Raw genomic sequence first — 23703 nt, 5'->3', positions numbered from 1 at the left:
CCGGGCTACGCCCTACGGTCCGGTATTCGGTTGGTAGCCCCGGTAAGCGTAAGCGCCACCGGGGATGGTTCCCGGATCGCGGTGCTACGCACCTTATCCGGGCTACAAATACCACTGCGCCAGCCGGGATACCTCAATTACAGCTTACCGCCCATCTGCAAAACCGCGGCGACGTTTCGCGCCGTCATCCGCAGATTGGCGGCGGCATTGGCCAGTGCTTCATCCAGAGTGCAGATGGTGTACAACACGCTGAATACCGCATCCAGCCCGTGCTGATGCACGACGCCGACATCGGCGGTCAGGCTGCCGGCAATCCCGATCACCGGTACGTTAAATCGCTTCGCCACCCGGGCCACCCCCACCGGCACCTTACCGTGGATAGTCTGACTGTCAATACGCCCTTCCCCGGTGATCACTAAATCAGCATCCGCCACCCGCTCCGCCAGCTGCAGCGCATCGGTGACAATCTCAATGCCCGGGCGCAGCTGAGCGCCGCAAAACGCATACAGCGCCGCGCCCATCCCACCCGCCGCGCCGCCGCCTTCCAGGCTCAGCACGTCGCAATCTAAATCACGGGCGATGATCCGGGCATAGTGCCGCAGGCCGCCGTCAAGCCGGTCAATCATCTGCGCCGTCGCCCCTTTTTGCGGGCCGAATACCGCGCTGGCGCCCTGCGGGCCGGTCAACGGGTTGGTAACGTCGCAAGCTACTTCAATCCGACAATCTGCCAGCCGTGGATCCAGCTCGCTAAGATCGATGCGCGCCAGCGTCTCCAGCGCACCGCCCCCTGGCGCGATCTGCTGACCGTCGGCGGTCAGCAGTTTCGCCCCCAGCGCCTGCGCCATGCCGGCGCCGCCGTCATTGGTCGCGCTGCCGCCAATGCCAATAATGATCTGCCGCACACCAGCGTCCAGCGCATGGCGTATGAGCTCCCCGGTGCCCCAGGAGGTGGTCAGCAGCGGGTTACGCTGCGCCGGGGGAACGCTTTCCAGCCCGCTGGCCGCCGCCATTTCGATAAAGGCGCACTGGCGATCGCCGGACAGCCCATAAAATGCCTCTACCGGCTCCCCCAGCGGCCCGGTCACCGTCTGCGGAACCTGATGCCCGCCGGTCGCCGCCACCATGGCTTCCACCGTCCCTTCCCCGCCGTCGGCAACCGGCAGCCTGACATATTCCGCGTCAGGATAAATCTCGCGAAAGCCTTGCTCTATCGCACTGGCTACTTCCAGCGCGCTCAGGCTCTCTTTCCAGGAATCCGGTGCGATCACTATTTTCATCTGCAGTCCTTACTCTGAGCTAACCCTTGTGGCTATCGCGCAATGCCGGCCCCCGCAGAGGCCGGCGGCCTTTTAGCGCACCATGCATGGACGCTTGTTGTCAAAGGTCCAGCCCGGGATCAGGTACTGCATCGCCATCGCATCGTCGCGGGCGCCAAGGCCATGTTTCTTATATAGCTCATTTGCCTGCATTACGCGGTCCATATCCAGCTCAACCCCCAGACCCGGCGTGCTCGGCACCTGCACCATTCCGCCTTTAATTTCAAATGGTTGTTTGGTCAGACGCTGATTGCCCTCCTGCCAGATCCAGTGGGTATCGATAGCGGTGATCTTGCCCGGCGCCGCAGCCGCAACGTGGGTGAACATCGCCAGCGACACGTCGAAGTGGTTATTAGAGTGCGAACCCCATGTCAGGCCAAACTCATGGCACATCTGCGCCACGCGAACCGATCCCTGCATGGTCCAGAAGTGCGGGTCCGCCAGCGGGATATCCACCGACTGCAGGGAGAGCGTATGGCCCATCTGCCGCCAGTCGGTAGCGATCATATTGGTGGCGGTCGGCAGGCCCGTCGCGCGACGGAACTCCGCCATCACTTCGCGGCCGGAGAAGCCCTGCTCAGCGCCGCACGGATCCTCCGCATAGGCCAGTACTCCCTTCAGCTGCTTGCCAATCTGAATCGCTTCTTCAAGCAGCCAGGCGCCGTTCGGATCGAGGGTCACGCGGGCATTCGGGAAGCGCTTCGCCAGGGCGCTGATCGCTTCGGCCTCTTCAAAACCGGCCAGCACGCCGCCCTTCAGCTTAAAGTCGTTGAAGCCATATTTTTCATACGCCGCTTCCGCGAGGCGGACCACCGCATCCGGCGTCATCGCCTCTTCATGGCGCAGGCGATACCACTCGCATTGTTCATCCGGCTGGCTCTGATAGGCCAGCGGCGTGGCGTGGCGGTTACCGATAAAGAACAGGTAGCCCAGCATTTCAACTTCGCTGCGCTGTTGTCCATCGCCGAGCAGCGAGGCGACGTTGACCCCAAGGTGCTGACCCAGCAGGTCCAGCAGCGCCGCTTCGATTCCGGTCACCACGTGAATGGTGGTGCGCAGGTCAAAGGTCTGCAGGCCGCGGCCGCCGGCGTCACGGTCGGCGAACTGATTGCGCACCGCACCGAGCACGTTTTTATACTCGCCCAGCGTTTTGCCCACCACCAGCGGAATGGCATCCTCCAGAGTCTGGCGAATTTTTTCGCCCCCCGGAATTTCACCGACGCCGGTATGGCCGGCGTTATCTTTGATAATCACGATATTGCGGGTGAAGTACGGAGCGTGGGCCCCGCTCAGATTCATCAGCATACTGTCATGGCCGGCAACCGGGATCACCTGCATGGTGGTGACAACGGGCGTGGAAGAGAAAGTCGTCATAGCATCATCCTTTTGTAATTAGTGGCGGCCGAAAACGGGACGTTTGCGGTCGAATGTCCAGCCGGGGATCAGGTACTGCATCGGGCCCGCGTCGTTGCGTGCGCCGCCCGGCAGCGCTTTATAGGCCTCATGGGCTTTGCGCACCTGCTCCCAGTCAAGTTCCACGCCGAGTCCCGGCGCGTCTGGCACGGCAATCTTGCCGTTAATAATCTGCAACGGATTTTTGGTCAGGCGCGCCTCGCCTTCCTGCCAGATCCAGTGGGTGTCGATGGCGGTGGGCTGACCCGGCGCCGCGGCGCCGACGTGGGTAAACATCGCCAGGGAAATATCAAAATGGTTGTTGGAATGGCAGCCCCAGGTCAGCCCCCATTCGTCGCACAGCTGCGCCACTCGTACCGCGCCGGAGAGCGTCCAGAAGTGCGGGTCCGCCAGCGGAATATCGACGGCGTTGAGCATCACCGCATGACCCATCTCGCGCCAGTTAGTGGCGATCATATTGGTGGCGACCGGTAGCCCAGTGGCGCGGCGGAACTCGGCCATCACCTCCCGGCCGGAAAAACCCTGCTCGGCGCCGCACGGATCTTCGGCGTAGGTCAGAACATCCTGCAGCCCTTTGCACAGGGCGATCGCCTCATCCAGCAGCCAGGCGCCGTTAGGATCGACGGTGATGCGCGCGTCCGGAAAGCGCTTTTTCAGCGCCCGGGCGGTGTCAATTTCCTGCTCGCCGGGCAGCACGCCGCCCTTCAGCTTAAAGTCTTTGAAACCGTAGCGATCCTGAGCGGCTTCCGCCAGGCGCACCACCGCTTCGCTGCTCAACGCCTGCTGGTGGCGCAGGCGATACCATTCGTGATCGCCCGGCGTATGGTCCAGATAACCAAGGTCGGTTTTCTGCCGATCGCCGATATAGAACAGGTAGCCCAGCACGGTGACGGCATCACGCTGCTTGCCCGGCCCCAGCAGCTCGCAGACCGGCACATTGAGCACTTTGCCGAGCAGATCGAGCAGCGCGGCCTCCAGCGCCGCTACCGCGTTGACTTTCAGTTCAAAGGTCCACGCCCCTTTGCCAAAGGTGTCGAAATCCGCCGCCTGATTGCCTTTGTGTACCTGCTGCACCACGCGATTCAGCCTGGCGACCTCCTGACCTACCACCTGCGGGATCGCCGCCAGCAGCGTCTGGTAGATAACCTCACCGCCAGGGGCTTCGCCCACGCCGGTGTTGCCGGCGTTATCGGTCAACACCACGATATTGCGGGTAAACCAGGCGTTATGCGCCCCACCGATGTTCAGCAGCATGCTGTCGTGTCCGGCCACCGGAATGACCTTCATCTCTGTAATAATCGGGCTGGATTGGGTAGTCATGATTAACGTCCCGCTACAGGTTTCAGTTCAATACGTTTGATGTCGCCCACCAGCACCAGGTAGCTCAGCACTGCCACCAGGGCATGGATGCCGACGTAAACCAGCGCCCCGTTGAACGAGCCGGTGGTGCCGACGATATAGCCGATAGCGATCGGGGTGACGATACCGGAGATATTGCCGAACATGTTGAACAGGCCGCCGGAAAGACCGCTAATCTCTTTCGGCGCGGTATCCGCCATCACCGCCCAGCCAAGCGCGCCGATCCCTTTGCCGAAGAAGGCCATCGCCATAAAGCCAATCACCATCCACTCCACGTTGACATAGTTACACATCAGCATGGTCATGGAGAGCAGCATCCCCAGTACTATCGGCGTTTTGCGGGCAATGTTCAGCGAGCCGGTGCGACGCATTAACCAGTCAGAGATCACCCCGCCCAGCACCCCGCCGACGAACCCGCACACCGCCGGAACGGAGGCGACAAACCCCGCTTTGAGGATCGACATGCCGCGCGCCTGCACCAGGTAAACCGGGAACCAGGTAATAAAGAAATAGGTCAGGGCGTTAATGCAGTACTGACCGATATAGATGCCGATCATCATCCGCGATCCGATCAGCTGCTTGATTTGGCCCATTTTGACGCTGAAGGGCACCTTCTGCGCGCTGCTCTTTTGATCCATGTTGATCAGGGCGCCGCCTTCGGCGATATATTCCAGTTCCTTCTTGTTTACTCCCGGATGGTTGTTCGGATCGTGGATCACTTTCAGCCAGACAAAGCTAATCACAATCCCCAGGCCGCCCATAAAGAAGAAGACGTGCGACCAACCCACCTCATGCGTCAGCCAGCCCATGATCGGCGCGAAGATAACGGTGGCAAAGTACTGAGCGGAGTTGAAGATCGCCACCGCCGTGCCGCGCTCCTGCGCCGGGAACCAGGCGGCCACGATACGGCTGTTACCCGGGAACGACGGCGATTCGGCCAGGCCAACGAGGAAACGCAGGGTAAACAGCGCGACAATAATGCCAAAGCCGCTGAAGATGTCGACGAAGCCCTGCAGCAGGGTAAACATCGACCAGATGAAGATCGACCAGAAATAGACGCGCTTCGAACCGAAGCGGTCGAGCAGCCAGCCGCCCGGGATCTGGCCGATGACATAAGCCCATGAGAACGCGGAGAAGACATACCCCATCCCCACCGGATCCAGGCCGATATCTTTGGCCATTTCCGAACCGGCGATCGACAGCGTCGCCCGGTCGCCATAGTTAAAAGAGGTGACGATAAACAGCATCACCACTATCCAGTAGCGGGCATTGGTGCGCTTTTCAGCCGCCGTCGCCGCCTGACTTAATGAACTCATTGTTGTACTCCTGAATCATAGCGTTTAGCTACGTTCATTCTGAACAGCACAACCTGTAGGGTAATCAGAATGACGTGGTCGTGTTTTGATAGTTGTCGTTATATCTGGCACTGCATTTGTCACTGGCTGGAGCAGTATATGAAGAGGCACACCGCGGCTCACCGTGCATCTACACAGCTTTTACGCCGCTATTGCAGGTGGTTTATGGCGTATGCCTGAAAGAATGGGGGGAAGTTCACGGAAATGAAAAACCAGCGCCGCGGGTGGTCAAAAGGGCAGCAAAAAGAGCCGGAGTGTGAAATACCTCTCTTGACGCGGTGAAACTGGCTAGCTTAACCCATGATATTGCTAAGGATATTGTGCATTTGCCTGAAGGCGTGCGGCCCGAAAAGGGCTACACTTTTGCTGTCCGCGTATCTGGCCGCGACAGCTTGAAAGGGCGCCCTCTGCGTAGGGAGAGGGCAGCGCTTTTATTCTAGCAGGGTAGCCCACTGCTCAACCCATGGATTAGAGACGCTCTCCGGCTCCGGATCTTCGCTGGCGTCAATCTTCAGCATCTCGCCGATGCGCTTCGCGCCCTGCTCCTGCAGTAGCTGATCGAACTTCAGGCCGCCGCCGCAAAAGTTGGCGTAGGTGCTGTCGCCCAGCGCGATAATGCCGTAACGCAGGTGAGGTTGATACATATCTTTGATGCCCTCATACAGCGGGACGATGCTGTCCGGCAGATCGCCCTGCCCGGTGGTGGAGGTGACCACCAGCACATACTTCCCCGTATAGGATTCCCAGTCGTTGACCTGCGGATCCTCATACACGGTAGCCTTGTGTCCCAGTCCGCTGAGGATCGCTTCTGCTTCTTCCGCAACCAGCAGCGAGTTGCCGTACATGGTGCCGACAAAAATTCCGACTTCCGCCATGCTATTATCTCCCAGGATTGTCCTTATTCTCTTCATCCTGACCGCAGTCGTCGGCAAACTCAACCCTTTCATTTAGCGGGAGAAGCCCGCGCCAGCCAAACTGCGACAGCGCACGCATCCAGACGTCGTCAAAACCGGCGCGCAGGGTCAGCGGCTCACCGGTAAAGGGATGAGTTAACGACAGTTCGCTGGCGTGCAGCATCAGGCGGTGGCAGCCGAAATGCTCCGCGGCGCTGCGGTTTTGCCGCAGATCGCCGTGCTTGCTGTCGCCGAGGATCGGATGACGCAGGTGGGCCAGATGGCGGCGCAGCTGGTGCTTGCGGCCGGTTTTCGGCTCCAGTTCCACCAGCCCGTAGCGCGTGGTGGGATAACGCCCGGTAGCGACCGGCATCTCTACCGTCGCCAGACCACGATAATGGGTCACCGCCGGCTGCGGGCCTTTATCTTCGCGGGCGAACTTATCGGCGATTTTATCCAGCTCTTCCACCAGCGGATAATCGAGCAGCGCCTCTTCCATCAGCCAGCCGCGGACGATCGCATGGTAGCGCTTCTGGATCTGATGCTGCTCGAACTGCTGCGCCAGCAGCCGACCCGCCTCGCTTGACAGCCCCATGAGCAGGACGCCGGAGGTGGGCCGGTCGAGGCGATGGGCGGTAAAAACGTGCTGACCGATCTGGTCGCGCACGGTCTGCATCACCACCACTTTCTCATCGCGATCGAGCCAGCTGCGGTGCACCAGCCAGCCCGACGGTTTGTTGACCGCCACCAGCCAGTCGTCCTGGTAGATTATCTCCAGCATCAGGCCTGCTCACCGGCAAACAGCGCGTCCAGCAGCAGCAGCTCCGCCAGCATGGATTCGCGAACCGGGTGGGCTTGATCCAGCGCCATTTCGTAATACGGCGCAACGGCGAAATTTTGCGGCAGCGGCTGGCCGCTCTCCAGCAGCTGATGCATACGCGGGATCAGGACCCACTGCAGCCACTCCAGCGGCTCCAGGGTATCCAGGCAAAACGGCTTATCGCTGGCGAAGGCGCTGCTGTCCGGCGCCGTCTCCTGCCAGTGTTCTGTTTCGCGCAGCAGGGCTTCAATGGCGCGCAGGCGATCGCGCACGCTATCGTGAAGAGTCATGGGGGAAACCTCGATGAGTTAAAAACCGGGCGCAGGATAGCAAATCCGCAGGAGAAATAAAAAAAGGGAGCACTGTATAAACAGTGCTCCCGGTTCGTTTTGCAGCATTCCCGCTACATTGGTGCTCCCTGCTCGTCCTTGAAAACTTTTCCTGAGGTCTCCTGACCATGTTCATCCATAAACTCGTGCATCCTGCTTTCACACCACCCCGATGTGAAATGACTTATCCTTAAGTTTGTCCCGATCTTCCTGATCCACCGTTCATCCTGAGCGGCTCTCATTCTCCATCCTGGAGGTGTCCATTACGCGATCCTGCGTTATCCTTGCTTCATCCTGAAGCCTGTCCTTGCAACGCCATCCTGGCGGGTCCTGCAGAAGCGCCATCATCCTGATGTTCGCTTCATTTCGCGACTTCCTGTCGACAAACATAGGATCACTGATTCTGCCTCTTCTTACAACCCTTCTTGAGACAATCTCTTAAGATTAGTCCCCACTCAAAAGGACGAAAAAATTAAGATCTAATTTAATACCAATAACTTAACAAAAAAAGATTGGATTAAATTTGCCTTAAATGATGATGATCTCTTACAGGTTTTGTAAGAGATCTCTCACAAATGACCAGGCAGACTGGATTACAGCACCGGCTCAAGCTGGTTGAGGAAACCCGCAAGCGAGGGGGAAAGGGTGAGGCGTTTGGCGGTGCCGAGGGTCTCTTTGACGACTTCACCGCTGAGATTACAGACGGAAATGACATCCAGTTCACTCTCGAGGGTAGCGATGAACAGCGTCGGCGCCAGCTTCAGCCGCTTCTGCACCACCAGGTGCCCGATGAGGTTTTCCTGCACCCGCTGGAAATCCTCTTCACTCCAGGTCTGCAGCAGCGTTAGCGTTTCGCCGGCGAACCGGCCGGTCATATCGCCGGCAAACTGAGTGGTATAATAAGAATGAAGCGGCTGTTGTACCACAATATCCAGGGCGCGTTCAACCGCACTGATATTTTGCGCCAGCGAAAACGGCTGCGGCTGCCAGAAAACGGCCTCGTCCTGGGTGTCGACGACGCAAGGCGACGGAACGCCGTAAAGCTCTTCACTGCGCGGCAGGCTGTGGCGCTGCTGCTGCCAGGCGGCGCAATAACGTTGGGTAAAAGCATGCAGCGCTTCTGCGGTCTGATGGTCCACCGGTTTCTCTCTTCACGTTAGACAGGATACACTGGGGTAATAGTGTACCCGCTTTACTATGGTGAAACATGTCTTCTTACGATAATCATCAGGCGCTGGCCGGCCTGACGCTCGGTAAATCAACCGATTACCGCGATACCTATGACGCCTCGCTGCTGCAGGGCGTTCCGCGCAGCCTTAACCGCGACCCGCTTGGCCTGCATGCCGACAACCTGCCGTTTCACGGCGCCGATATCTGGACGCTCTACGAACTCTCCTGGCTGAACGGCAAAGGCCTGCCGCAGGTGGCCGTCGGCCACGTCGAACTGCCCGACACCACCGTCAATCTGGTGGAATCAAAAAGCTTTAAGCTCTATCTCAACAGCTTCAACCAGACGCGTTTCGCCAGCTGGCAGGAGGTTGAAGAGACGCTGACCCGCGATCTGAGCGCCTGCGCGCAGGGCGAGGTCAAGGTGTCGCTGTACCGTCTGGATGAACTGGAAGGCCAGCCGATTGCCCACCTGCACGGCGCCTGCATCGACGATCAGGATATCGAGATCGATAACTATCAGTTCAGCGCCGACTACCTGCAGGGCGCCGCCAGCGGCAAAATCGTGGAAGAGACGCTGGTCAGCCATCTGCTGAAGTCCAACTGCCTGATCACCCACCAGCCGGACTGGGGCTCGGTGCAGATCCAGTATCGTGGGGCGAAAATCGACCGCGAGCAGCTCCTGCGCTATCTGGTTTCTTTTCGCCACCATAACGAATTCCATGAGCAGTGCGTCGAGCGCATCTTTAACGATATTCTCCGTTTCTGCCAGCCGGAATCGCTTTCCGTTTACGCCCGCTATACGCGACGCGGTGGTCTGGATATCAACCCCTGGCGCAGCAACGGCGACTTTTCCCCTGCCACCGGCCGCCTCGCCCGACAATAATAAACATTTTCACAATTTGCGTGCGTTTAGGCGCGCGCAAGGTTGTGAAAACGCCGCTCGCAGGGCTATTGTAATCACAGGAAGACCATAAGCGTCCTGTAAGGAGTTCACTTGATTACACATGTTAGCCCGCTTGGTTCAATGGATATGCTGTCGCAGCTGGAAGTGGATATGCTTAAGCGCACCGCCAGCAGCGACCTGTATCAACTGTTTCGCAACTGCTCGCTTGCTGTGCTCAACTCGGGGAGCCTGACCGATAACAGCAAGGAGCTCCTGTCCCGTTTTGAAAATTTCGATATTAACGTGCTACGTCGCGAACGCGGCGTGAAGCTGGAACTGATCAACCCGCCGGAAGACGCCTTCGTTGACGGGCGCATTATTCGTTCCCTGCAGGCCAACCTGTTCGCCGTACTGCGCGACATCCTCTTCGTGTACGGCCAGATCCACAATACCGTTCGCTTCCCGAACCTCGATCTCGAAAGTTCGGTCCATATCACCAACCTGGTGTTCTCGATCCTGCGCAACGCCCGCGCGCTACACGTCGGCGAAGCGCCGAACATGATCGTCTGCTGGGGCGGCCACTCGATCAACGAAAACGAATATCTCTACGCCCGCCGCGTCGGTACGCAGCTGGGACTGCGGGAACTGAATATCTGCACCGGCTGCGGGCCTGGCGCGATGGAAGCGCCGATGAAAGGCGCCGCCGTCGGCCACGCGCAGCAGCGCTACAAAGACAGCCGCTTTATCGGCATGACCGAACCGTCCATTATCGCCGCAGAACCGCCAAACCCGCTGGTCAATGAACTGATCATCATGCCGGACATCGAAAAGCGTCTGGAGGCCTTCGTGCGCATCGCCCACGGGATCATCATCTTCCCGGGCGGCGTCGGCACCGCCGAAGAACTGCTCTACCTGCTGGGTATTCTGATGCATCCGGATAACAAAGCGCAGGTGCTGCCGCTGATCCTCACCGGACCGAAAGAGAGCGCTGACTACTTCCGCGTGCTGGACGAATTTATCACCCATACCCTGGGCGAATCCGCCCGTCGCCACTACCGGATCATCATCGACGACCCGGCGGAAGTGGCGCGGCAGATGAAAAAAGCGATGCCGCTGGTGAAAGAGAGCCGTCGCGAGACCGACGACGCCTACAGCTTCAACTGGTCGATTCGTATCTCGCCGGACCTGCAGATGCCGTTTGATCCGACCCATGAAAACATGGCCAACCTCAAACTCTCCCCGGACCAGCCGGTGGAAGTCCTGGCCGCCGACCTGCGCCGCGCCTTCTCCGGCATTGTCGCAGGTAACGTCAAAGAGGTGGGCATCCAGGCCATCGAGCAGTACGGTCCATACAAGCTGCACGGCGACCCGGAGATGATGCGCCGCATGGACGATCTGCTGCAGGGCTTCGTCGCCCAGCACCGCATGAAGCTTCCTGGCGGTACCGCCTATATTCCCTGCTACGAAATCATCGCCTGATTTCCGTCCCGCCGGGGCAGCGCCTGTTGCCCCGGCGGGCACGCTTTCTCTGACTTCCAAAACGCGCCAAAAACCTTTCTGTGACTAATCAAACACCTGAATTGTTTTTACATAGCCAATCGTTTGCGTTAGTAAAAACTGCGACAATTATCACTGCAAAAAATGGTTTTAAGCGCAAAAACGTCGACCACTTCTCTTTTTTACAGTAAATCCCTCGTTATTACGCCGCCCCGCTTTTATCTCATATGCTGCAAATGGTAGCCTGCGCGCCACAAATCGCTGGCTGATCACCAGAAACAGGCTGTTGGACTAAAAATACGCACATTGAAAGTGGATTATTGCATTTGAGATCGCGATCACTGATGCATAAACCATATAAATGTATCTTTCCGGCCCAATTATTACGGAGAAAATTTCTAAAAAAACCGTAATTAAACGAATTTCGTGTTACGCAATTGTATTTGTTCATTAGATTTTGTTGATTCCTCCAGGAGATACAGATGGAAACCACTCAAACCAGCACCATCGTTTCGGGCGAAACCCGCAGCGGATGGCGTAAAACCGACACCATGTGGATGCTGGGCCTGTACGGTACAGCGATCGGCGCGGGCGTCTTGTTCCTGCCGATCAACGCCGGCGTCGGCGGCATGATCCCCCTGATTATCATGGCGATTCTGGCCTTCCCGATGACCTTCTTCGCCCACCGCGGTATGACCCGCTTCGTGCTCTCCGGCAAAAACCCGGGCGAAGACATTACTGAAGTGGTTGAAGAACACTTCGGCGTAGGCGCAGGTAAGCTGATTACCCTGCTCTACTTCTTCGCTATCTATCCAATCCTGTTGGTCTACAGCGTGGCGATCACCAATACCGTCGAAAGCTTCATGGCGCACCAGCTGCACATGACGCCGCCGCCGCGCGCTATTCTGTCGCTGATCCTGATCGTCGGCATGATGACCATCGTGCGTTTCGGTGAGCAGATGATTGTAAAAGCGATGAGCGTGCTGGTGTTCCCGTTCGTTATCGCCCTGATGGTGTTGGCGCTGTACCTGATCCCGCAGTGGAACGGTGCGGCGCTGGAGACCCTCTCCCTGAGCGGCGCCTCCGTCACCGGCAACGGCCTGCTGATGACCCTGTGGCTGGCGATCCCGGTAATGGTCTTCTCTTTCAACCACTCGCCGATCATCTCCTCCTTCGCGGTTGCCAAGCGTGAAGAGTACGGCGAAGGCGCCGAGAAAAAATGCTCCAGCATCCTGGCTCGCGCCCACATCATGATGGTGCTGACCGTGATGTTCTTCGTCTTCAGCTGCGTCCTGAGCCTCTCTCCGGCAGACCTGGCGGCGGCGAAAGAGCAGAACATCTCGATTCTGTCTTACCTGGCGAACCACTTTAACGCGCCAATCATTGCCTGGATGGCGCCGATCATCGCGATGATCGCCATCACCAAATCCTTCCTCGGCCACTACCTTGGCGCCCGCGAAGGCTTTAACGGCATGGTGATTAAGTCCCTGCGCGGTAAAGGCAAATCGATCGAAATCAACAAACTGAACAAGCTGACCGCGCTGTTCATGCTGGTTACCACCTGGATTGTAGCGACGCTGAACCCGAGCATCCTCGGCATGATCGAGACCCTGGGCGGCCCGATTATCGCGATGATCCTGTTCCTGATGCCGATGTACGCGATTCAGAAAGTGCCGGCGATGCGTAAATACAGCGGCCACGTTAGCAACGTCTTCGTGGTGATTATGGGTCTGATTGCCATCTCCGCGATCTTCTACTCGCTGTTCAGCTAATTCAGTCAACACCTCCCCCCCGCGCCGCTGAACGGCGGCGCGCTTTCCGACAGCACGGGAATACATATGATCAGCGTATTCGATATCTTTAAAATCGGCATTGGCCCTTCCAGCTCCCATACCGTTGGACCGATGAAAGCGGGCAAACAATTTACTGACGACCTGATCGCGCGCGGCCTGCTGGCCGAGGTGAGCAAAGTCGTCGTCGACGTCTACGGCTCCCTCTCCCTGACCGGTAAAGGCCACCATACCGATATCGCGATTATCATGGGGCTCGCCGGCAACCTGCCGGACACCGTCGACATTGACGCCATTCCGGGATTTATTCAGGACGTTAACACCCATGGTCGCCTGATGCTGGCCAACGGCCAGCATGAAGTGGACTTCCCGGTCGATCAGTGCATGAATTTCCATGCCGACAACCTTTCGCTGCATGAGAACGGCATGCGCATCACCGCCCTGGCCGGCGACCAGGTGCTCTACAGCCAGACGTACTACTCCATCGGCGGCGGCTTTATCGTCGATGAAGCGCACTTCGGCCAGACCACCGACGCGCCGGTGGCCGTCCCTTACCCCTATAAAAACGCCGCCGACCTGCAGCGTCACTGCCGCGAAACCGGGCTGTCGCTCTCCGGCCTGATGATGCAGAACGAACTGGCGCTACACAGTAAAGAGGCACTGGAGCAACACTTCGCCGCGGTGTGGGAAGTGATGAGCGCCGGGATTGAGCGCGGCATTACCACCGAAGGCGTCCTGCCGGGCAAACTGCGCGTTCCGCGCCGGGCCGCCGCGCTGCGCCGCATGCTGGTGAGCCAGGACACCACCAACAGCGACCCGATGGCGGTGGTCGACTGGATCAATATGTTCGCTCTCGCGGTGAACGAAGAGAACGCCGCCGGCGGCCGGGTGGTAACCGCGCCGACCAACGGCGCCTGCGGTATCGTGCCGGCAGTGCTGGCCTATTACGACAAGTTTATCCGCAAGGTGAACAGCAACTCCCTGGCCCGCTATATGCTGGTGGCCAGCGCGATTGGTTCGCTGTATAAGATGAACGCCTCGATCTCCGGCGCCGAAGTGGGTTGCCAGGGTGAAGTGGGCGTCGCCTGCTCAATGGCGGCGGCCGGTCTGGCGGAACTGCTGGGCGGTAGCCCGGGCCAGGTGTGCATCGCGGCAGAGATCGCCATGGAGCATAACCTCGGTCTGACCTGCGACCCGGTCGCCGGCCAGGTGCAGGTGCCTTGCATCGAACGCAACGCTATCGCCGCCGTGAAAGCGGTCAACGCCGCGCGAATGGCGCTGCGCCGGACCAGCGAGCCGCGCGTCTGCCTCGATAAAGTCATTGAGACCATGTACGAAACCGGCAAAGACATGAACGCCAAGTACCGGGAAACCTCCCGCGGTGGTCTGGCGATGAAGATTGTCGCCTGCGATTAACCTGCTGGCCCGCCACGCGTCGCCGCGGCGGGCCCTCTCACCCACCTTTTGTTATATCAATTAAAATTTAGTTATTTAATGGTTATAAGCGCTGTTTGTTACCTTACGCAAAACGCTAAGGAGAACAGACAATGTCCAACCGATTCCGCCCCGCCTGGCTGCTGGTCCTCGCCGCCCTTTCCGCCTCCGCGCTGGCCAAAGCGCCGGAGACCGTCAACATCGGCTATCAAAAGGCGAACATCTTCGCGCTGCTGAAATATCGCGGCACCCTGGATGAGAGCCTGAAAAAACAGGGCATTGCCGTCCGCTGGGTCGAATTCCCCGCCGGTCCGCAAATGCTGGAGGGGCTCAACGTCGGCAGTATCGATCTGGCCGCCACCGGCGATGCGCCGCCGGCCTTTGCCCAGGCGGCACAAGCCGATCTGGTCTACCTTGCCCACTCCCCCGCTAACCCAAAAACGGAAGCGATTGTGGTCCCGGAGCAGTCGACGATCCGCAGCGTAGCCGATCTGAAGGGCAAGCGCGTGGGGCTGAACAAGGGGTCCGACGTCAACTACCTGCTGGTCGCCGCGCTGGAAAAAGCGGGCCTCAGCTATAAAGACATCACCCCGGTCTATCTGCCGCCGGCGGACGCCCGCGCCGCTTTCCAGCGCGGGGCGATTGATGCGTGGGTGATCTGGGATCCGTTCCTCGCGGAAGTGGAAACCAACGCGAAAGCCCGACAAATACGCAACGCCGAGGGGCTGGTGCCGCACTACACCTTCTATCTCGCCAGCCGTAAGTTTGCGGATACCTACCCGGAGACGGCAAAACAGGTGGTGGATGAGCTGGGTAAACTCAGTGTGTGGGCGAACAGCCATCAGGACGAGGCCGCCGGCCTTCTGTCGACCTCAACCGGGCTGGATAAAGCCATCTGGCTGAAGACCCTGGCCCGCCTGCCCTACGGCGCTGAACGCATGACGCCGGCGGTGTATAACGAACAGCAGGCGCTGGCGGATACCTTTACGCGCATCGGCCTGCTGCCGGTGAAAGTCGACGTACGCAGCGCCACCTGGTCGCTGGATAAACCTTAGTTTTCCCGGCGGCGGGAGGCATTGCGCCCCCCGTCGCCGACGGACTTATCCCGCCGTTTTCTCACCATTGCCAATCTGCCAGATGAAGGTCGGCGCCTCACCGTTCACCAGCCAGTTTCCGATATTGCGCGCCTTGTAAATCACCGGATTATGCGAGGCGACCGTCCGCGCATTGCGCCAGTGACGGTCCAGCGCCAGACGGGTACGCGTATCCGACGCCCCGAGGGCATTGAACAGCTCCGTCGCCGCCCGCGGGATCCAGTCGCTGGCGATCACCTGCGCCTGCGCCGCTTCCACTTCCGCCAGCTGGTTGCGCCGGGCGATCAGCGCTTCGTCGTCGCTGACGTGCGCCACATAGGCCTGCTGCAGCGATTCTGCGGCCTGCAGGACCGCGGCCCGGGTCGCCCATGCCCAGCTGCTAATCTGCCCAACGACCTGCAGAACCTGGGCATCATCGCGCGGTACGGCGGCGTTGCCGTGGCTGTACATCCGGGACCGGTGCTTGACGCCCTGCGCGGCATCCCGCTCAACCGCCAGGCCGATGCCCGCGAGGGTCGCCAGCAGCACATGCTGATAGAAGGCGGTCTGATAGCGAAAGCGCTGGGCAAAGTCGTAGACGTGGTCGGTTTCCACCCGGGCGTCGGTGAAGCGGGTGGTCCCGCTGCCGGTCAGCCGCTGGCCAAAGCCATCCCAGTCATCTTCCCGCGCCACGCCGGGCTGTTGGGTGCTGACCAGGGCAATCACATCGCTACCGGTATCGCTGCGCCGGGCAAACACATCGATCCAGTCGGCGTACAGCGCGCCGGTGCTGTAGAACTTCTCGCCGTCGAGTCGCCAGCCGCCCTCTGCCGGCGTCACCCGAGTGTTCACGTCCCCCAGCTTAACCGCGCCGATCTCCGTCCAGCCGCTGCCCACCAGCTCGCCGTCAAGGAAGCGACGAAACCAGCGGTCGCGCCCGGCGGAATCCGGCTGATTCAGCTGATCTTCCACAAAAGCAAAGTGCGCGCGCAGGGCCTGCGGCAGGTTAGAATCCGCTTGCGCCAGCTCAATCAGCAGCGCGCTGAGCTGCGGCAGCGAAGCGCCCCAGCCGCCCTTCTCGCGCGGGATACGCAGCGTGCCGAAGCCCGCTTCTTTCAGCCAGCGGATCGGCTCCTCGGGCAGAACGCGCTGCTGTTCGCGCTCCGCGGCGCCCTGGGCGATGCGGGTGAATATCGGGCGGAAGGCGGCCGCCAGCGCGTCATAATCGGTGCCAGTGGAGAGCAAGGTCATAGTCGGTTCCTTATTCATGAATTGCGTCAATATCTTCTCGTGTCGGTTCATGACGGACCGCCAGCAGGAAGAAAATGGGAATAATGGCGGCAAGCGAGACCACCCAGAACATCTGCGTGCCGAGCGAGGCCTGCAGCAGCGGCAGAATAAACAGCGCCAGCGCGCTGCCGATCCCGGAGAGCGCCCGGCTGAAACCGACCCCGGTGGCGCGAATGGCGGTGGGATAGGAGAGCGCCGGGTAGATCATCAGCTGCGCCCCCGGGCCAAATCCTTCGGCGAAGAGCCACAGTCCCAGCATCGCGATGGCCAGTACGATGCCTGCCGTCGCGTGCGGTTGCCCCACCAGCGCCAGCACAATCAGCGCCACAAACTGCAGGGCAAAGCCGGCTATCGCCACATGACGCGAAGGGTATTTCCACGCCAGATGCATACCAAGCAGCCCGCCGGTAAAGGCAAACAGGGCGTTCAGCCCCAGTGATGCCGAAATAGTTTCGAAGACGCCAGCCCCGAGAAACTGGGCAAGAATTGACGGCAGGAAAAAGGCAATCGCCGTGTACTCGAAGGAGATACAGATATTCATCACCCCGGCGACGATAGTCCGCTCACGGTAGGGTTTTTCGAACAGCACGCGAAAGCTCACTTTCGGCGCCGACGCCGGCTTCGCCGTCGGGACCTCATGGGCATGGATCCCCCAGGAGTCGCGTAAGATGCGCACCGCAGAGGTCAGATCGCCCTGGTTCGCCGCCCACAGCGGGGATTCGTTCATGAACCGGCTGCGGACGGCGATAATCAGCAGCGCCGGCACGGCGCCGAACAGCAGGGAGGCGCGCCACAGCCAGTCAAGATGCTCCTGCGGCAACAGGAAATAGAGACCGAAGATAATAAGAAAGCAGACGGTTGAGGCGGCGTACCACATCGGGCACCACGCCGCGAGGCGAGCCGCTTTGTTGCCTTTGCCGGCAAAGCGGGAAAACTCGGCCAGATAGGACATCGCCACCGGCAGGTCGATGCCGACGCCGATGCCCATCAGGAAGCGAGCGCCAATCAACACCCAGACGTTTGGCGCCAGCCCGGCGGCGATAGCCGAAATAACGAAAAAGAACATATCGGCCATAAACACCGAATAGCGACCATATTTATCGGTCAGCCAGCCGCCAATAATATTGCCGACAATGGTCCCGACCATAATGGAGGAGGTCACAAGGCCGGTCAGCAGCGGCGAGAGCTGAAATTCACGCACGACGTCATCAATACCGTAAGAGAGCGTGGTTAAGTCATACGCGTCGAGAAAAACGCCGCCCAGCGCGAGGAAGACAATCATCCGCGCATATTTCGCCTGTTCCCTGCCGGAATTAATTAGCCGCGCCACATCCCCGACGCTACTGACCGGTACCGAAGCGATACCGGGATTATCCACTGGTAATGTACTCATTTTTTCACCTTATTATTTTGTGCAGGTCATCAGCGGTTATAAACCTCGAGCGGCGAGAATCAAAACAACAATTCATACTATAAAAATCAATATAATCAATAAATTAATTAAAATCACCAGCACAAAAAGGACGCGCTTTCGCGCATCCTAAAAGGAAGTAAATAACAACGAAAAGAGACGTCGTGCAGGACGCTTATTCCGCCGATACCGGAACTAATACGTCTTTTACCAGCGGATCGTTGGTGGTTTTTAACCACGTCTGGATCCGTGGGTCAGAAAAGGCCTGTTTTAATTTGACGATATTTTCCTGCGATAAATACGGCGTACCAATCACTAATTGCGAAGCAAAGGTGCGCGGCGCCGGCGGGAATAAAATGCCTTTCTCACGCGGCACTTTCCCGGCGTCAAATTGCGAGACATAGCCGATGGCGGCATCCACCGAATTTAACGCCCGCGGCATGGTCAGCAGATCCAGCTCTTTAAAGACAAACTGATGCGGGTTGTCGACAATATTTTTCAGCTTCGCCGTGCGCGGCTCTACCGCCGGGTCGAGCGAGATCAAACCAATGCGCTGCAGCAGCCACAGAGCCTGTCCCTGATTGGCGCCGTCGTCAGGCACCACGATGGTCGCGCCGTTGGGCAACGCCTGTACCGACGAGTAGCGGTCGGAATAGATGCCAAACGCCCACTGGAACACCGGCACCGTAGTCGACAGCGCAAAGCCATTGGCGTCCACCACCTGTTTAAGCCACCACTGATGCTGATAGATCGTCCCGGCATACTGTCCTTCCGCTACCGCGCGGTCAGCCTGAACCGGATCCTGCACCCCCACCGCCTCCAGCTTCAGGCCGTAATCGGGCGCAATATGCTGATTAATATACTCAATAATCCGCTGCTCGCCGGCCATCGCCGGCTCGTAGTGAATTTTTAACGTGCTGCCGAAGACCACCTGCTGGCTTTGGGTATGTCCCCGCCACCACCAGAAAGCGATGGCGAGCAGGATAATCACCGCCAGCGCCGCCAGCCAGGGCCAGCGCCGCGCTTTACGTAACTCAAATTGCTCTGTTGTCATACAAGGTTCCCCTGCGTGTGGCGTAAACGGTTGACCAGGCGGTCACCCAAAAATTGAATCACCTGGATCGTGGCGATCAGGGCCACGATCGTCGCGATCATGATATGGTTGTCGAAGCGCTGATAGCCGTACACCACGGCCAGGTAGCCGATGCCCCCGGCGCCGATGGTCCCGGCGATGGCCGAATACTCGATCATCGAGACCAGGTTTAGCGTCACCGCCGCCACCAGCGCCGGCAATGCTTCACTGAGCTGCGCGCTGGCAATGATTTGCCAGCGCGATCCACCGCAGACGACGCCCACCGCGGTGACCTCCGCCGGCAGCTCGCGCAGCGCGTTCTCCACCAGACGGCCAAAGAACGGGACGCCGGCGGCGATCATGGGCACCACCGCGGCGGGGATGCCAATCGTGGTGCCGGTCAGCCAGTAAGTGAACGGGATAATAGCGGCCATCAGCACCAGAAACGGCAGCGAACGTCCCATGTTGACCACCCAGTTCAGCAGCCGGTACAGCAGTGCGTGCGGAAATAATCCCCGCGGCGAGGCGTTAAATAGCACCACCCCCACCAGCCCTCCCAGCGTGACGACAAACAGCATTACAATGGCCACCATTAGCCAGGTTTCGCCATAGGCGGGAAGCAGCAGCGAAGGGATTTCGCTCCAGGGGGTGTCCTGGCTGATGACTGTCGGTTTCATACCGCCTCCCTGAGCAACGGCGCGCTGTCGAGGATCTCCGCCGTCATGCCGAGCTGCGACAGCAGGCCCTGCAGCCGCGCGGGCGACAGGCGTTCGCCCTGAAAGCGCACTCCAACCTGCAGACGACCGGCCAGTCGACCGTTAATCACCTCGACGTGGCCGCCAAGAAGATCGATCTGCAGCGCCCACTGCTGGCTCAGGCGGCTGATCCAGTCGGTGGCCACCGGCACATCCCAGCGGTAGCTCAGACGCAGCAGCAAATCGCTGTGGGCCGCTGCCGCCGGCGTCAGCGGCAACAGCTGCTGGCCGAGCAGGGAATCGGGACGCGCCAGCAGATCTTCGAGCCGCCCGTACTGGACGATCGTCCCGTCGCGGATCTCCGCCACCGCATCCGCCGCCGAGCGCACGGCGTCCATTTCATGGGTGATCAGGACGATCGCCAACTGGTACTCATCACGCAGCCGCTTGAGCAGAGTCAGCACCGAGGCCGTGGCCTGAGGATCGAGGCCGGAGGTGGCTTCATCCGCCAGCAGAACGGACGGGCGCAGCGCCAGCGCGCGGGCAATGGCGATCCGCTGGCGCTGGCCGCCGGAGAGCTGGGCTGGCCAGGCATCCGCTTTGTGGCTCAGGCCGACGCTCTCCAGCAGCTCACCGACCCGCGCCTTGATATCGCGCTCCACCACGCCAAGCCACGCCAGCGGCAGGGCGACATTCTCCCAGGCGGTCCTGCGGCTCAGCAGCGCCGAAGACTGGAAAACGGTGCCAATCGCCCGCCTCTCCCGGCGCAGCGCCTCGCCGGACAGCACCGACAGATCCAGGCCATTGATACGAATGCTGCCGCTGTCCGGGCGCTCCAGCAGGCTGATGCAGCGCGCGAGAGTTGATTTACCGGCGCCGCTCGGCCCCACCACCGCGGTGATGGAGCGCTCAGGCACCTGCAGCGATAGCCCTTTCAGCACCGCGCTGAGCCGGCCATCCGCCGTGCGGTAGCTTTTATGCAGATCATCGATAGCGATCATGTCACCTTCTCCTCTACCGATGCCGCCGTGCGCGCATCGCGTCGGTAGCTGGCGCCCGGGTGAGGCGCGGCCAGACGCGGACCGGCGCCGAACAGTTTTTCGCGCAGGGTCCCCTCACGGTATTCTTGCTTAAAGACGCCGCGCTTTTGCAGCTCTGGCACCAGCAGCTCGACGACGTCGCGGAAGGTTTCGTGGGTGACGGCATAGGCAAGGTTAAAGCCATCGACATCCGTCTCTTCGACCCAGGACTGCAGTTCGTCCGCCACAGTTTGCGCGCTGCCGACCACCAGCGGGCCGAAGCCACCGATACCGGCCCAGTCGGCCAGGGCCTGCACCGTCCACTGCCGGTTCGGGTCCGCAGTGGAGAAGGCCTCCACCGCCGACTGAATGGCGTTGGTGTGCAGATACTTCAGCACCTGATCCGGCTGATACTGGCCGAAATCGATCCCCGTCCAGCCGGAGAGCAGCGCCAGCGCGCCTTCATAACTGACGTACTGCTTATATTCCTGCCATTTCGCCTGCGCCTCGCGGTCGGTGTCGCCAACAATTACCGTCTGCAGATTGAAGATCAGAATGCTGTGCGGATCGCGCCCCGCCTCAGCCGCCCGGCGGCGAATATCCGCCACCGTCTTCTTCAGCAGCACTTTCGACGGCGCAGCGACGAAGACGCATTCGGCATGGCCGGCGGCGAACTGTTTGCCGCGGCTGGACGCTCCCGCCTGATACAGTACCGGTGTGCGCTGCGGGGATGGCTCGCAGAGGTGGATCCCCGGCACGGAAAAGAACTGTCCCTGATGGTTAATGGGATGGATTTTCCGCGGATCGCTGAAGATCTTGCGCTCTCTGTCGCGCAGCACCGCCCCGTCCTCCCAGCTTCCCTCCAGCAGTTTGTAGATCACCTGCAAATACTCATCGGCATAGTCATAGCGGGTGTCGTGGTCGGTCTGAGTTTGCTGGCCGATATTGCGCGCCCCGCTCTCCAGATAGGAGGTGACGATGTTCCAGCCCACCCGCCCTTTGGTCAGATGGTCGAGCGTCGACAGACGACGGGCGAAGGGGTAAGGATGCTCAAACGACAGCGAGGCGGTCAGACCGAAGCCCAGATGCTCCGTCACCAGCGCCATCGGAGTGATCAGGGCCAGCGGATCGTTGACCGGCACCTGCGTCGCCTGGCGGATCGCCGCGTCGCCGCTGCCGTTCAGCACGTCGTAGACGCCAAGCACGTCGGCGATAAACAGCCCGTCGAACTTGCCGCGCTCCAGCAGTCGCGCCAGATCCACCCAGTACTCCAGATCTTTATACTGCCAGGAGCGATCCCGGGGATGCGCCCACAGGCCCGGCGACTGATGGCCGACGCAGTTCATATCGAAAGCGTTAAGACGAATTTCACGTTGTGATGACATAGCAATCTCCATAGCGCGGCCCGTCGCCGGGGCGCACGCGGCAAAATGAATCAGGGAAGGTAAAGGGAGGTATTCAGTACGCTGGACATCGGGAGTCCTGCGGGATCCCGAGCGTGAGTAACGCTTGCGCCGCCACCTCAGCGGCATGGTCGGCTACCTGCGGCAGGCCCATCAGTTCGCCAAAACGCCCGCGGGCGGCCGGACCGGCCACCAGCACCGGCAGCGCCTCAACCTGCGGATCAGCCACTGCCCGGGAACGGCTGTCCACCTCCAGGCCCATGCCGAAGGCATCGGCGCGAATCAGGCCGCGGCGGGCGAGGTCCTGTAAAAATGGCTGGCTGTCGGTTAGGGCACGGTGCGCGGGTCCGGTCGTCAGGATCAGATGATCGACGCTCAGGGTTTGCACGCCGCCGCCGCGCCGCGCCAGCGTCAGACGCAGCGTCTCGCCTTCAGCGCTCATCGACAGTAGCCTGGCCGCCTGCACCTGCAGACTGCCCGTGCGCTGGCGCGCCTCCAGCACCTCGGCGACCTGCGGCGCCACGCGGTAGCGGTGGACATCCCAGTAATGGCGCAGATGGCGCAGAAAACGCTGGCGATCGGCGACGCTGAGCGCCTGCCAGATCCGCTGCCCCTGCTGGCGGACCGCATCCAGCACCACCTGCCAGCTCAGGCCCTGCTGCGCCGCATACGCCACATCGAGGCGGATCTGGCGCAGGCGCTGGCGCAAGTTGCCCTGCTGATAGTCGCCGGGCCATGCTGCCCCCGCGCCGCTGAGGTTACCGCGCGACAGCAGGCCGTGGCGCGAAAAGGCGATGATACTGCCGCGGTGGCCCAACCGGTCCAGCGTCGCGACCGTATCGGCCATGGTTAATCCGGTGCCCATCACCGCCACCCGGGCGTGCGGGGCGATGGCGTCGAGCGCGCCAGGCTGCCACGGGTTGGCAATCAGCGCCGGATGGTGACGCCAGGCTTCGGCCTGCGCCGGCAGCGAAGGCGGTGGATGGCTGATCGCCAGCACCAGCAGGTCGGCCTTAAGCTGCAGTCCACCCTCGGTGCGAACCGTCCCCTGATCAAAAGCGAACGCCCGATCGCGCAGGTGGCGCAGCCGTCCGCCGCTGGCGGCCGCGGCGTCGGAAAAACGCTGTGCCACATAGCGACCAAACTGGCCGCGCTGAGGGTAGACGGAACCGTCCGGGCGCAGCGCCTGTGCATCGGCGGCAAAGGCAGGCTGACGGCGGTACCAGCGATCGAAGGCGCCCTCTTCATCACCGGTCAGTTGCATACGGGCGGCCGGGACGTTAATCCGGTGCGTCGGCTCCGCGGTGGAGTAGGCTACCCCGGCGCCGGGAGTCTGACGCGGCTCCAGCAGCGTCACGCGCACCCCGTTCGGCGCCAGACGCAGCAGCTCAATCGCCACCGCCGCGCCGCTAAAGCCGCCGCCGATAATCACGATATGCGGTTCTGCACTCATCGCCGCCCTCCTCCGGTATGCTGTCTCA

The 23703-nt window shown here is 60.4% G+C and carries 20 protein-coding genes; 5 read left to right on the top strand and 15 right to left on the bottom strand.

Annotated features, from left to right (window positions below):
* Positions 1–137: 137 nt before the first annotated feature.
* The 8 genes from ACQUTP_RS14045 to syd form a co-directional block, all read right to left on the bottom strand.
* On the bottom strand, positions 138–1277 hold the full coding sequence (locus ACQUTP_RS14045; RefSeq protein WP_428902398.1) for a glycerate kinase: 1140 nt from the start codon (positions 1275–1277) through the stop codon (positions 138–140).
* A 72-nt stretch (positions 1278–1349) separates the two neighbouring features.
* Positions 1350–2690, bottom strand: coding sequence for a glucarate dehydratase (gene gudD / locus ACQUTP_RS14040; protein ID WP_004205567.1), 1341 nt, complete (start codon positions 2688–2690; stop codon positions 1350–1352).
* An 18-nt stretch (positions 2691–2708) separates the two neighbouring features.
* A complete protein-coding gene (locus ACQUTP_RS14035) occupies positions 2709–4049 on the bottom strand; it encodes an enolase C-terminal domain-like protein (RefSeq protein ID WP_023319020.1) in 1341 nt (446 codons plus the stop codon).
* 2 nt (positions 4050–4051) lie between these two features.
* Positions 4052–5404, bottom strand: a complete 1353-nt coding sequence (locus ACQUTP_RS14030; protein ID WP_004205562.1) for an MFS transporter — start codon at positions 5402–5404, stop codon at positions 4052–4054.
* 470 nt (positions 5405–5874) lie between these two features.
* Complete coding sequence (locus ACQUTP_RS14025; RefSeq protein WP_004205560.1) at positions 5875–6318, bottom strand: flavodoxin; 444 nt, start codon at positions 6316–6318, stop codon at positions 5875–5877.
* 4 nt (positions 6319–6322) lie between these two features.
* The gene (gene truC, locus ACQUTP_RS14020; RefSeq protein ID WP_004205557.1) at positions 6323–7117 is read right to left on the bottom strand and encodes a tRNA pseudouridine(65) synthase TruC; all 795 of its coding nucleotides are present in this window, start codon (positions 7115–7117) and stop codon (positions 6323–6325) included.
* Positions 7117–7446: a YqcC family protein gene (locus ACQUTP_RS14015; RefSeq protein WP_002915249.1), complete on the bottom strand. Its 330-nt coding sequence runs from the start codon at positions 7444–7446 to the stop codon at positions 7117–7119. Before ACQUTP_RS14015 ends, truC begins: the two co-directional genes overlap by 1 nt.
* A 632-nt stretch (positions 7447–8078) precedes the next feature.
* Positions 8079–8624 (bottom strand): SecY-interacting protein, encoded by a 546-nt coding sequence (gene syd / locus ACQUTP_RS14010; protein ID WP_004205553.1) that lies wholly within the window; start codon positions 8622–8624, stop codon positions 8079–8081.
* Positions 8625–8692: 68 nt separating this feature from the next.
* Here syd and queF point away from each other — a divergent pair, with 68 nt between their 5' ends.
* The 5 genes from queF to ACQUTP_RS13985 all read left to right on the top strand — a co-directional run bounded on the left by queF (position 8693) and on the right by ACQUTP_RS13985 (position 15314).
* The gene (gene queF / locus ACQUTP_RS14005) at positions 8693–9538 is read left to right on the top strand and encodes an NADPH-dependent 7-cyano-7-deazaguanine reductase QueF (RefSeq protein ID WP_004205552.1); all 846 of its coding nucleotides are present in this window, start codon (positions 8693–8695) and stop codon (positions 9536–9538) included.
* Positions 9539–9649: 111 nt separating this feature from the next.
* The gene (gene ppnN / locus ACQUTP_RS14000) at positions 9650–11017 is read left to right on the top strand and encodes a nucleotide 5'-monophosphate nucleosidase PpnN (protein ID WP_004205551.1); all 1368 of its coding nucleotides are present in this window, start codon (positions 9650–9652) and stop codon (positions 11015–11017) included.
* A gap of 500 nt (positions 11018–11517) precedes the next feature.
* Positions 11518–12807, top strand: coding sequence for an HAAAP family serine/threonine permease (locus ACQUTP_RS13995; protein ID WP_004205549.1), 1290 nt, complete (start codon positions 11518–11520; stop codon positions 12805–12807).
* Positions 12808–12873: 66 nt separating this feature from the next.
* The gene (locus tag ACQUTP_RS13990; RefSeq protein ID WP_017899189.1) at positions 12874–14241 is read left to right on the top strand and encodes an L-serine ammonia-lyase; all 1368 of its coding nucleotides are present in this window, start codon (positions 12874–12876) and stop codon (positions 14239–14241) included.
* A gap of 131 nt (positions 14242–14372) precedes the next feature.
* Positions 14373–15314, top strand: a complete 942-nt coding sequence (locus ACQUTP_RS13985; RefSeq protein ID WP_032456530.1) for a sulfonate ABC transporter substrate-binding protein — start codon at positions 14373–14375, stop codon at positions 15312–15314.
* 45 nt (positions 15315–15359) lie between these two features.
* Here ACQUTP_RS13985 and ACQUTP_RS13980 read toward each other — a convergent pair whose 3' ends face one another.
* From ACQUTP_RS13980 to ACQUTP_RS13950, 7 genes are all read right to left on the bottom strand, one after another.
* Positions 15360–16583 (bottom strand): acyl-CoA dehydrogenase family protein, encoded by a 1224-nt coding sequence (locus tag ACQUTP_RS13980; protein WP_049116047.1) that lies wholly within the window; start codon positions 16581–16583, stop codon positions 15360–15362.
* Positions 16584–16593: 10 nt separating this feature from the next.
* Entirely contained in the window at positions 16594–18015 is a 1422-nt protein-coding gene (locus tag ACQUTP_RS13975; protein ID WP_049004039.1) for an MFS transporter, read from the bottom strand.
* A 193-nt stretch (positions 18016–18208) separates the two neighbouring features.
* A complete protein-coding gene (locus tag ACQUTP_RS13970; RefSeq protein ID WP_004205538.1) occupies positions 18209–19087 on the bottom strand; it encodes a MetQ/NlpA family ABC transporter substrate-binding protein in 879 nt (292 codons plus the stop codon).
* Entirely contained in the window at positions 19084–19782 is a 699-nt protein-coding gene (locus ACQUTP_RS13965) for a methionine ABC transporter permease (RefSeq protein WP_017899192.1), read from the bottom strand. Before ACQUTP_RS13965 ends, ACQUTP_RS13970 begins: the two co-directional genes overlap by 4 nt.
* A complete protein-coding gene (locus ACQUTP_RS13960; protein ID WP_065802659.1) occupies positions 19779–20801 on the bottom strand; it encodes a methionine ABC transporter ATP-binding protein in 1023 nt (340 codons plus the stop codon). The genes ACQUTP_RS13965 and ACQUTP_RS13960 overlap by 4 nt, the downstream gene beginning before the upstream one ends.
* Complete coding sequence (locus tag ACQUTP_RS13955) at positions 20798–22204, bottom strand: LLM class flavin-dependent oxidoreductase (protein WP_023319027.1); 1407 nt, start codon at positions 22202–22204, stop codon at positions 20798–20800. The genes ACQUTP_RS13960 and ACQUTP_RS13955 overlap by 4 nt, the downstream gene beginning before the upstream one ends.
* A gap of 73 nt (positions 22205–22277) precedes the next feature.
* Positions 22278–23675 carry an FAD/NAD(P)-binding protein gene (locus ACQUTP_RS13950; RefSeq protein ID WP_270036488.1) on the bottom strand — a complete coding sequence of 466 codons (1398 nt, stop codon included), beginning with the start codon at positions 23673–23675 and terminating at the stop codon, positions 22278–22280.
* Between the last annotated feature and the right edge of the window lie 28 nt (positions 23676–23703).

Origin of the sequence: Klebsiella sp. 2-CIP_Kleb. (assembly GCF_050378715.1) — a bacterium.
In the GTDB taxonomy this organism is placed as follows: domain Bacteria; phylum Pseudomonadota; class Gammaproteobacteria; order Enterobacterales; family Enterobacteriaceae; genus Klebsiella; species Klebsiella quasipneumoniae.
This window is presented reverse-complemented; position numbering and strand designations above follow the sequence as displayed.

Excerpts from the sequence above, each read along its gene's own strand:
- truC (WP_004205557.1), bottom strand. The coding sequence starts at position 7,117 with ATGCTGGAGATAATCTACCAGGACGACTGGCTGGTGGCGGTCAACAAA.
- ACQUTP_RS14035 (WP_023319020.1), bottom strand. The coding sequence starts at position 4,049 with ATGACTACCCAATCCAGCCCGATTATTACAGAGATGAAGGTCATTCCG.
- ACQUTP_RS14015 (WP_002915249.1), bottom strand. The coding sequence starts at position 7,446 with ATGACTCTTCACGATAGCGTGCGCGATCGCCTGCGCGCCATTGAAGCC.
- gudD (WP_004205567.1), bottom strand. The coding sequence starts at position 2,690 with ATGACGACTTTCTCTTCCACGCCCGTTGTCACCACCATGCAGGTGATC.
- ACQUTP_RS14045 (WP_428902398.1), bottom strand. The coding sequence starts at position 1,277 with ATGAAAATAGTGATCGCACCGGATTCCTGGAAAGAGAGCCTGAGCGCG.
- ACQUTP_RS13975 (WP_049004039.1), bottom strand. The coding sequence starts at position 18,015 with ATGAGTACATTACCAGTGGATAATCCCGGTATCGCTTCGGTACCGGTC.
- ACQUTP_RS13970 (WP_004205538.1), bottom strand. The coding sequence starts at position 19,087 with ATGACAACAGAGCAATTTGAGTTACGTAAAGCGCGGCGCTGGCCCTGG.
- ACQUTP_RS13980 (WP_049116047.1), bottom strand. The coding sequence starts at position 16,583 with ATGACCTTGCTCTCCACTGGCACCGATTATGACGCGCTGGCGGCCGCC.
- ACQUTP_RS13960 (WP_065802659.1), bottom strand. The coding sequence starts at position 20,801 with ATGATCGCTATCGATGATCTGCATAAAAGCTACCGCACGGCGGATGGC.
- ACQUTP_RS13955 (WP_023319027.1), bottom strand. The coding sequence starts at position 22,204 with ATGTCATCACAACGTGAAATTCGTCTTAACGCTTTCGATATGAACTGC.
- ACQUTP_RS14030 (WP_004205562.1), bottom strand. The coding sequence starts at position 5,404 with ATGAGTTCATTAAGTCAGGCGGCGACGGCGGCTGAAAAGCGCACCAAT.
- ACQUTP_RS13995 (WP_004205549.1), top strand. The coding sequence starts at position 11,518 with ATGGAAACCACTCAAACCAGCACCATCGTTTCGGGCGAAACCCGCAGC.
- ACQUTP_RS13985 (WP_032456530.1), top strand. The coding sequence starts at position 14,373 with ATGTCCAACCGATTCCGCCCCGCCTGGCTGCTGGTCCTCGCCGCCCTT.
- queF (WP_004205552.1), top strand. The coding sequence starts at position 8,693 with ATGTCTTCTTACGATAATCATCAGGCGCTGGCCGGCCTGACGCTCGGT.
- ACQUTP_RS13990 (WP_017899189.1), top strand. The coding sequence starts at position 12,874 with ATGATCAGCGTATTCGATATCTTTAAAATCGGCATTGGCCCTTCCAGC.
- ACQUTP_RS14025 (WP_004205560.1), bottom strand. The coding sequence starts at position 6,318 with ATGGCGGAAGTCGGAATTTTTGTCGGCACCATGTACGGCAACTCGCTG.
- ACQUTP_RS13950 (WP_270036488.1), bottom strand. The coding sequence starts at position 23,675 with ATGAGTGCAGAACCGCATATCGTGATTATCGGCGGCGGCTTTAGCGGC.
- ACQUTP_RS13965 (WP_017899192.1), bottom strand. The coding sequence starts at position 19,782 with ATGAAACCGACAGTCATCAGCCAGGACACCCCCTGGAGCGAAATCCCT.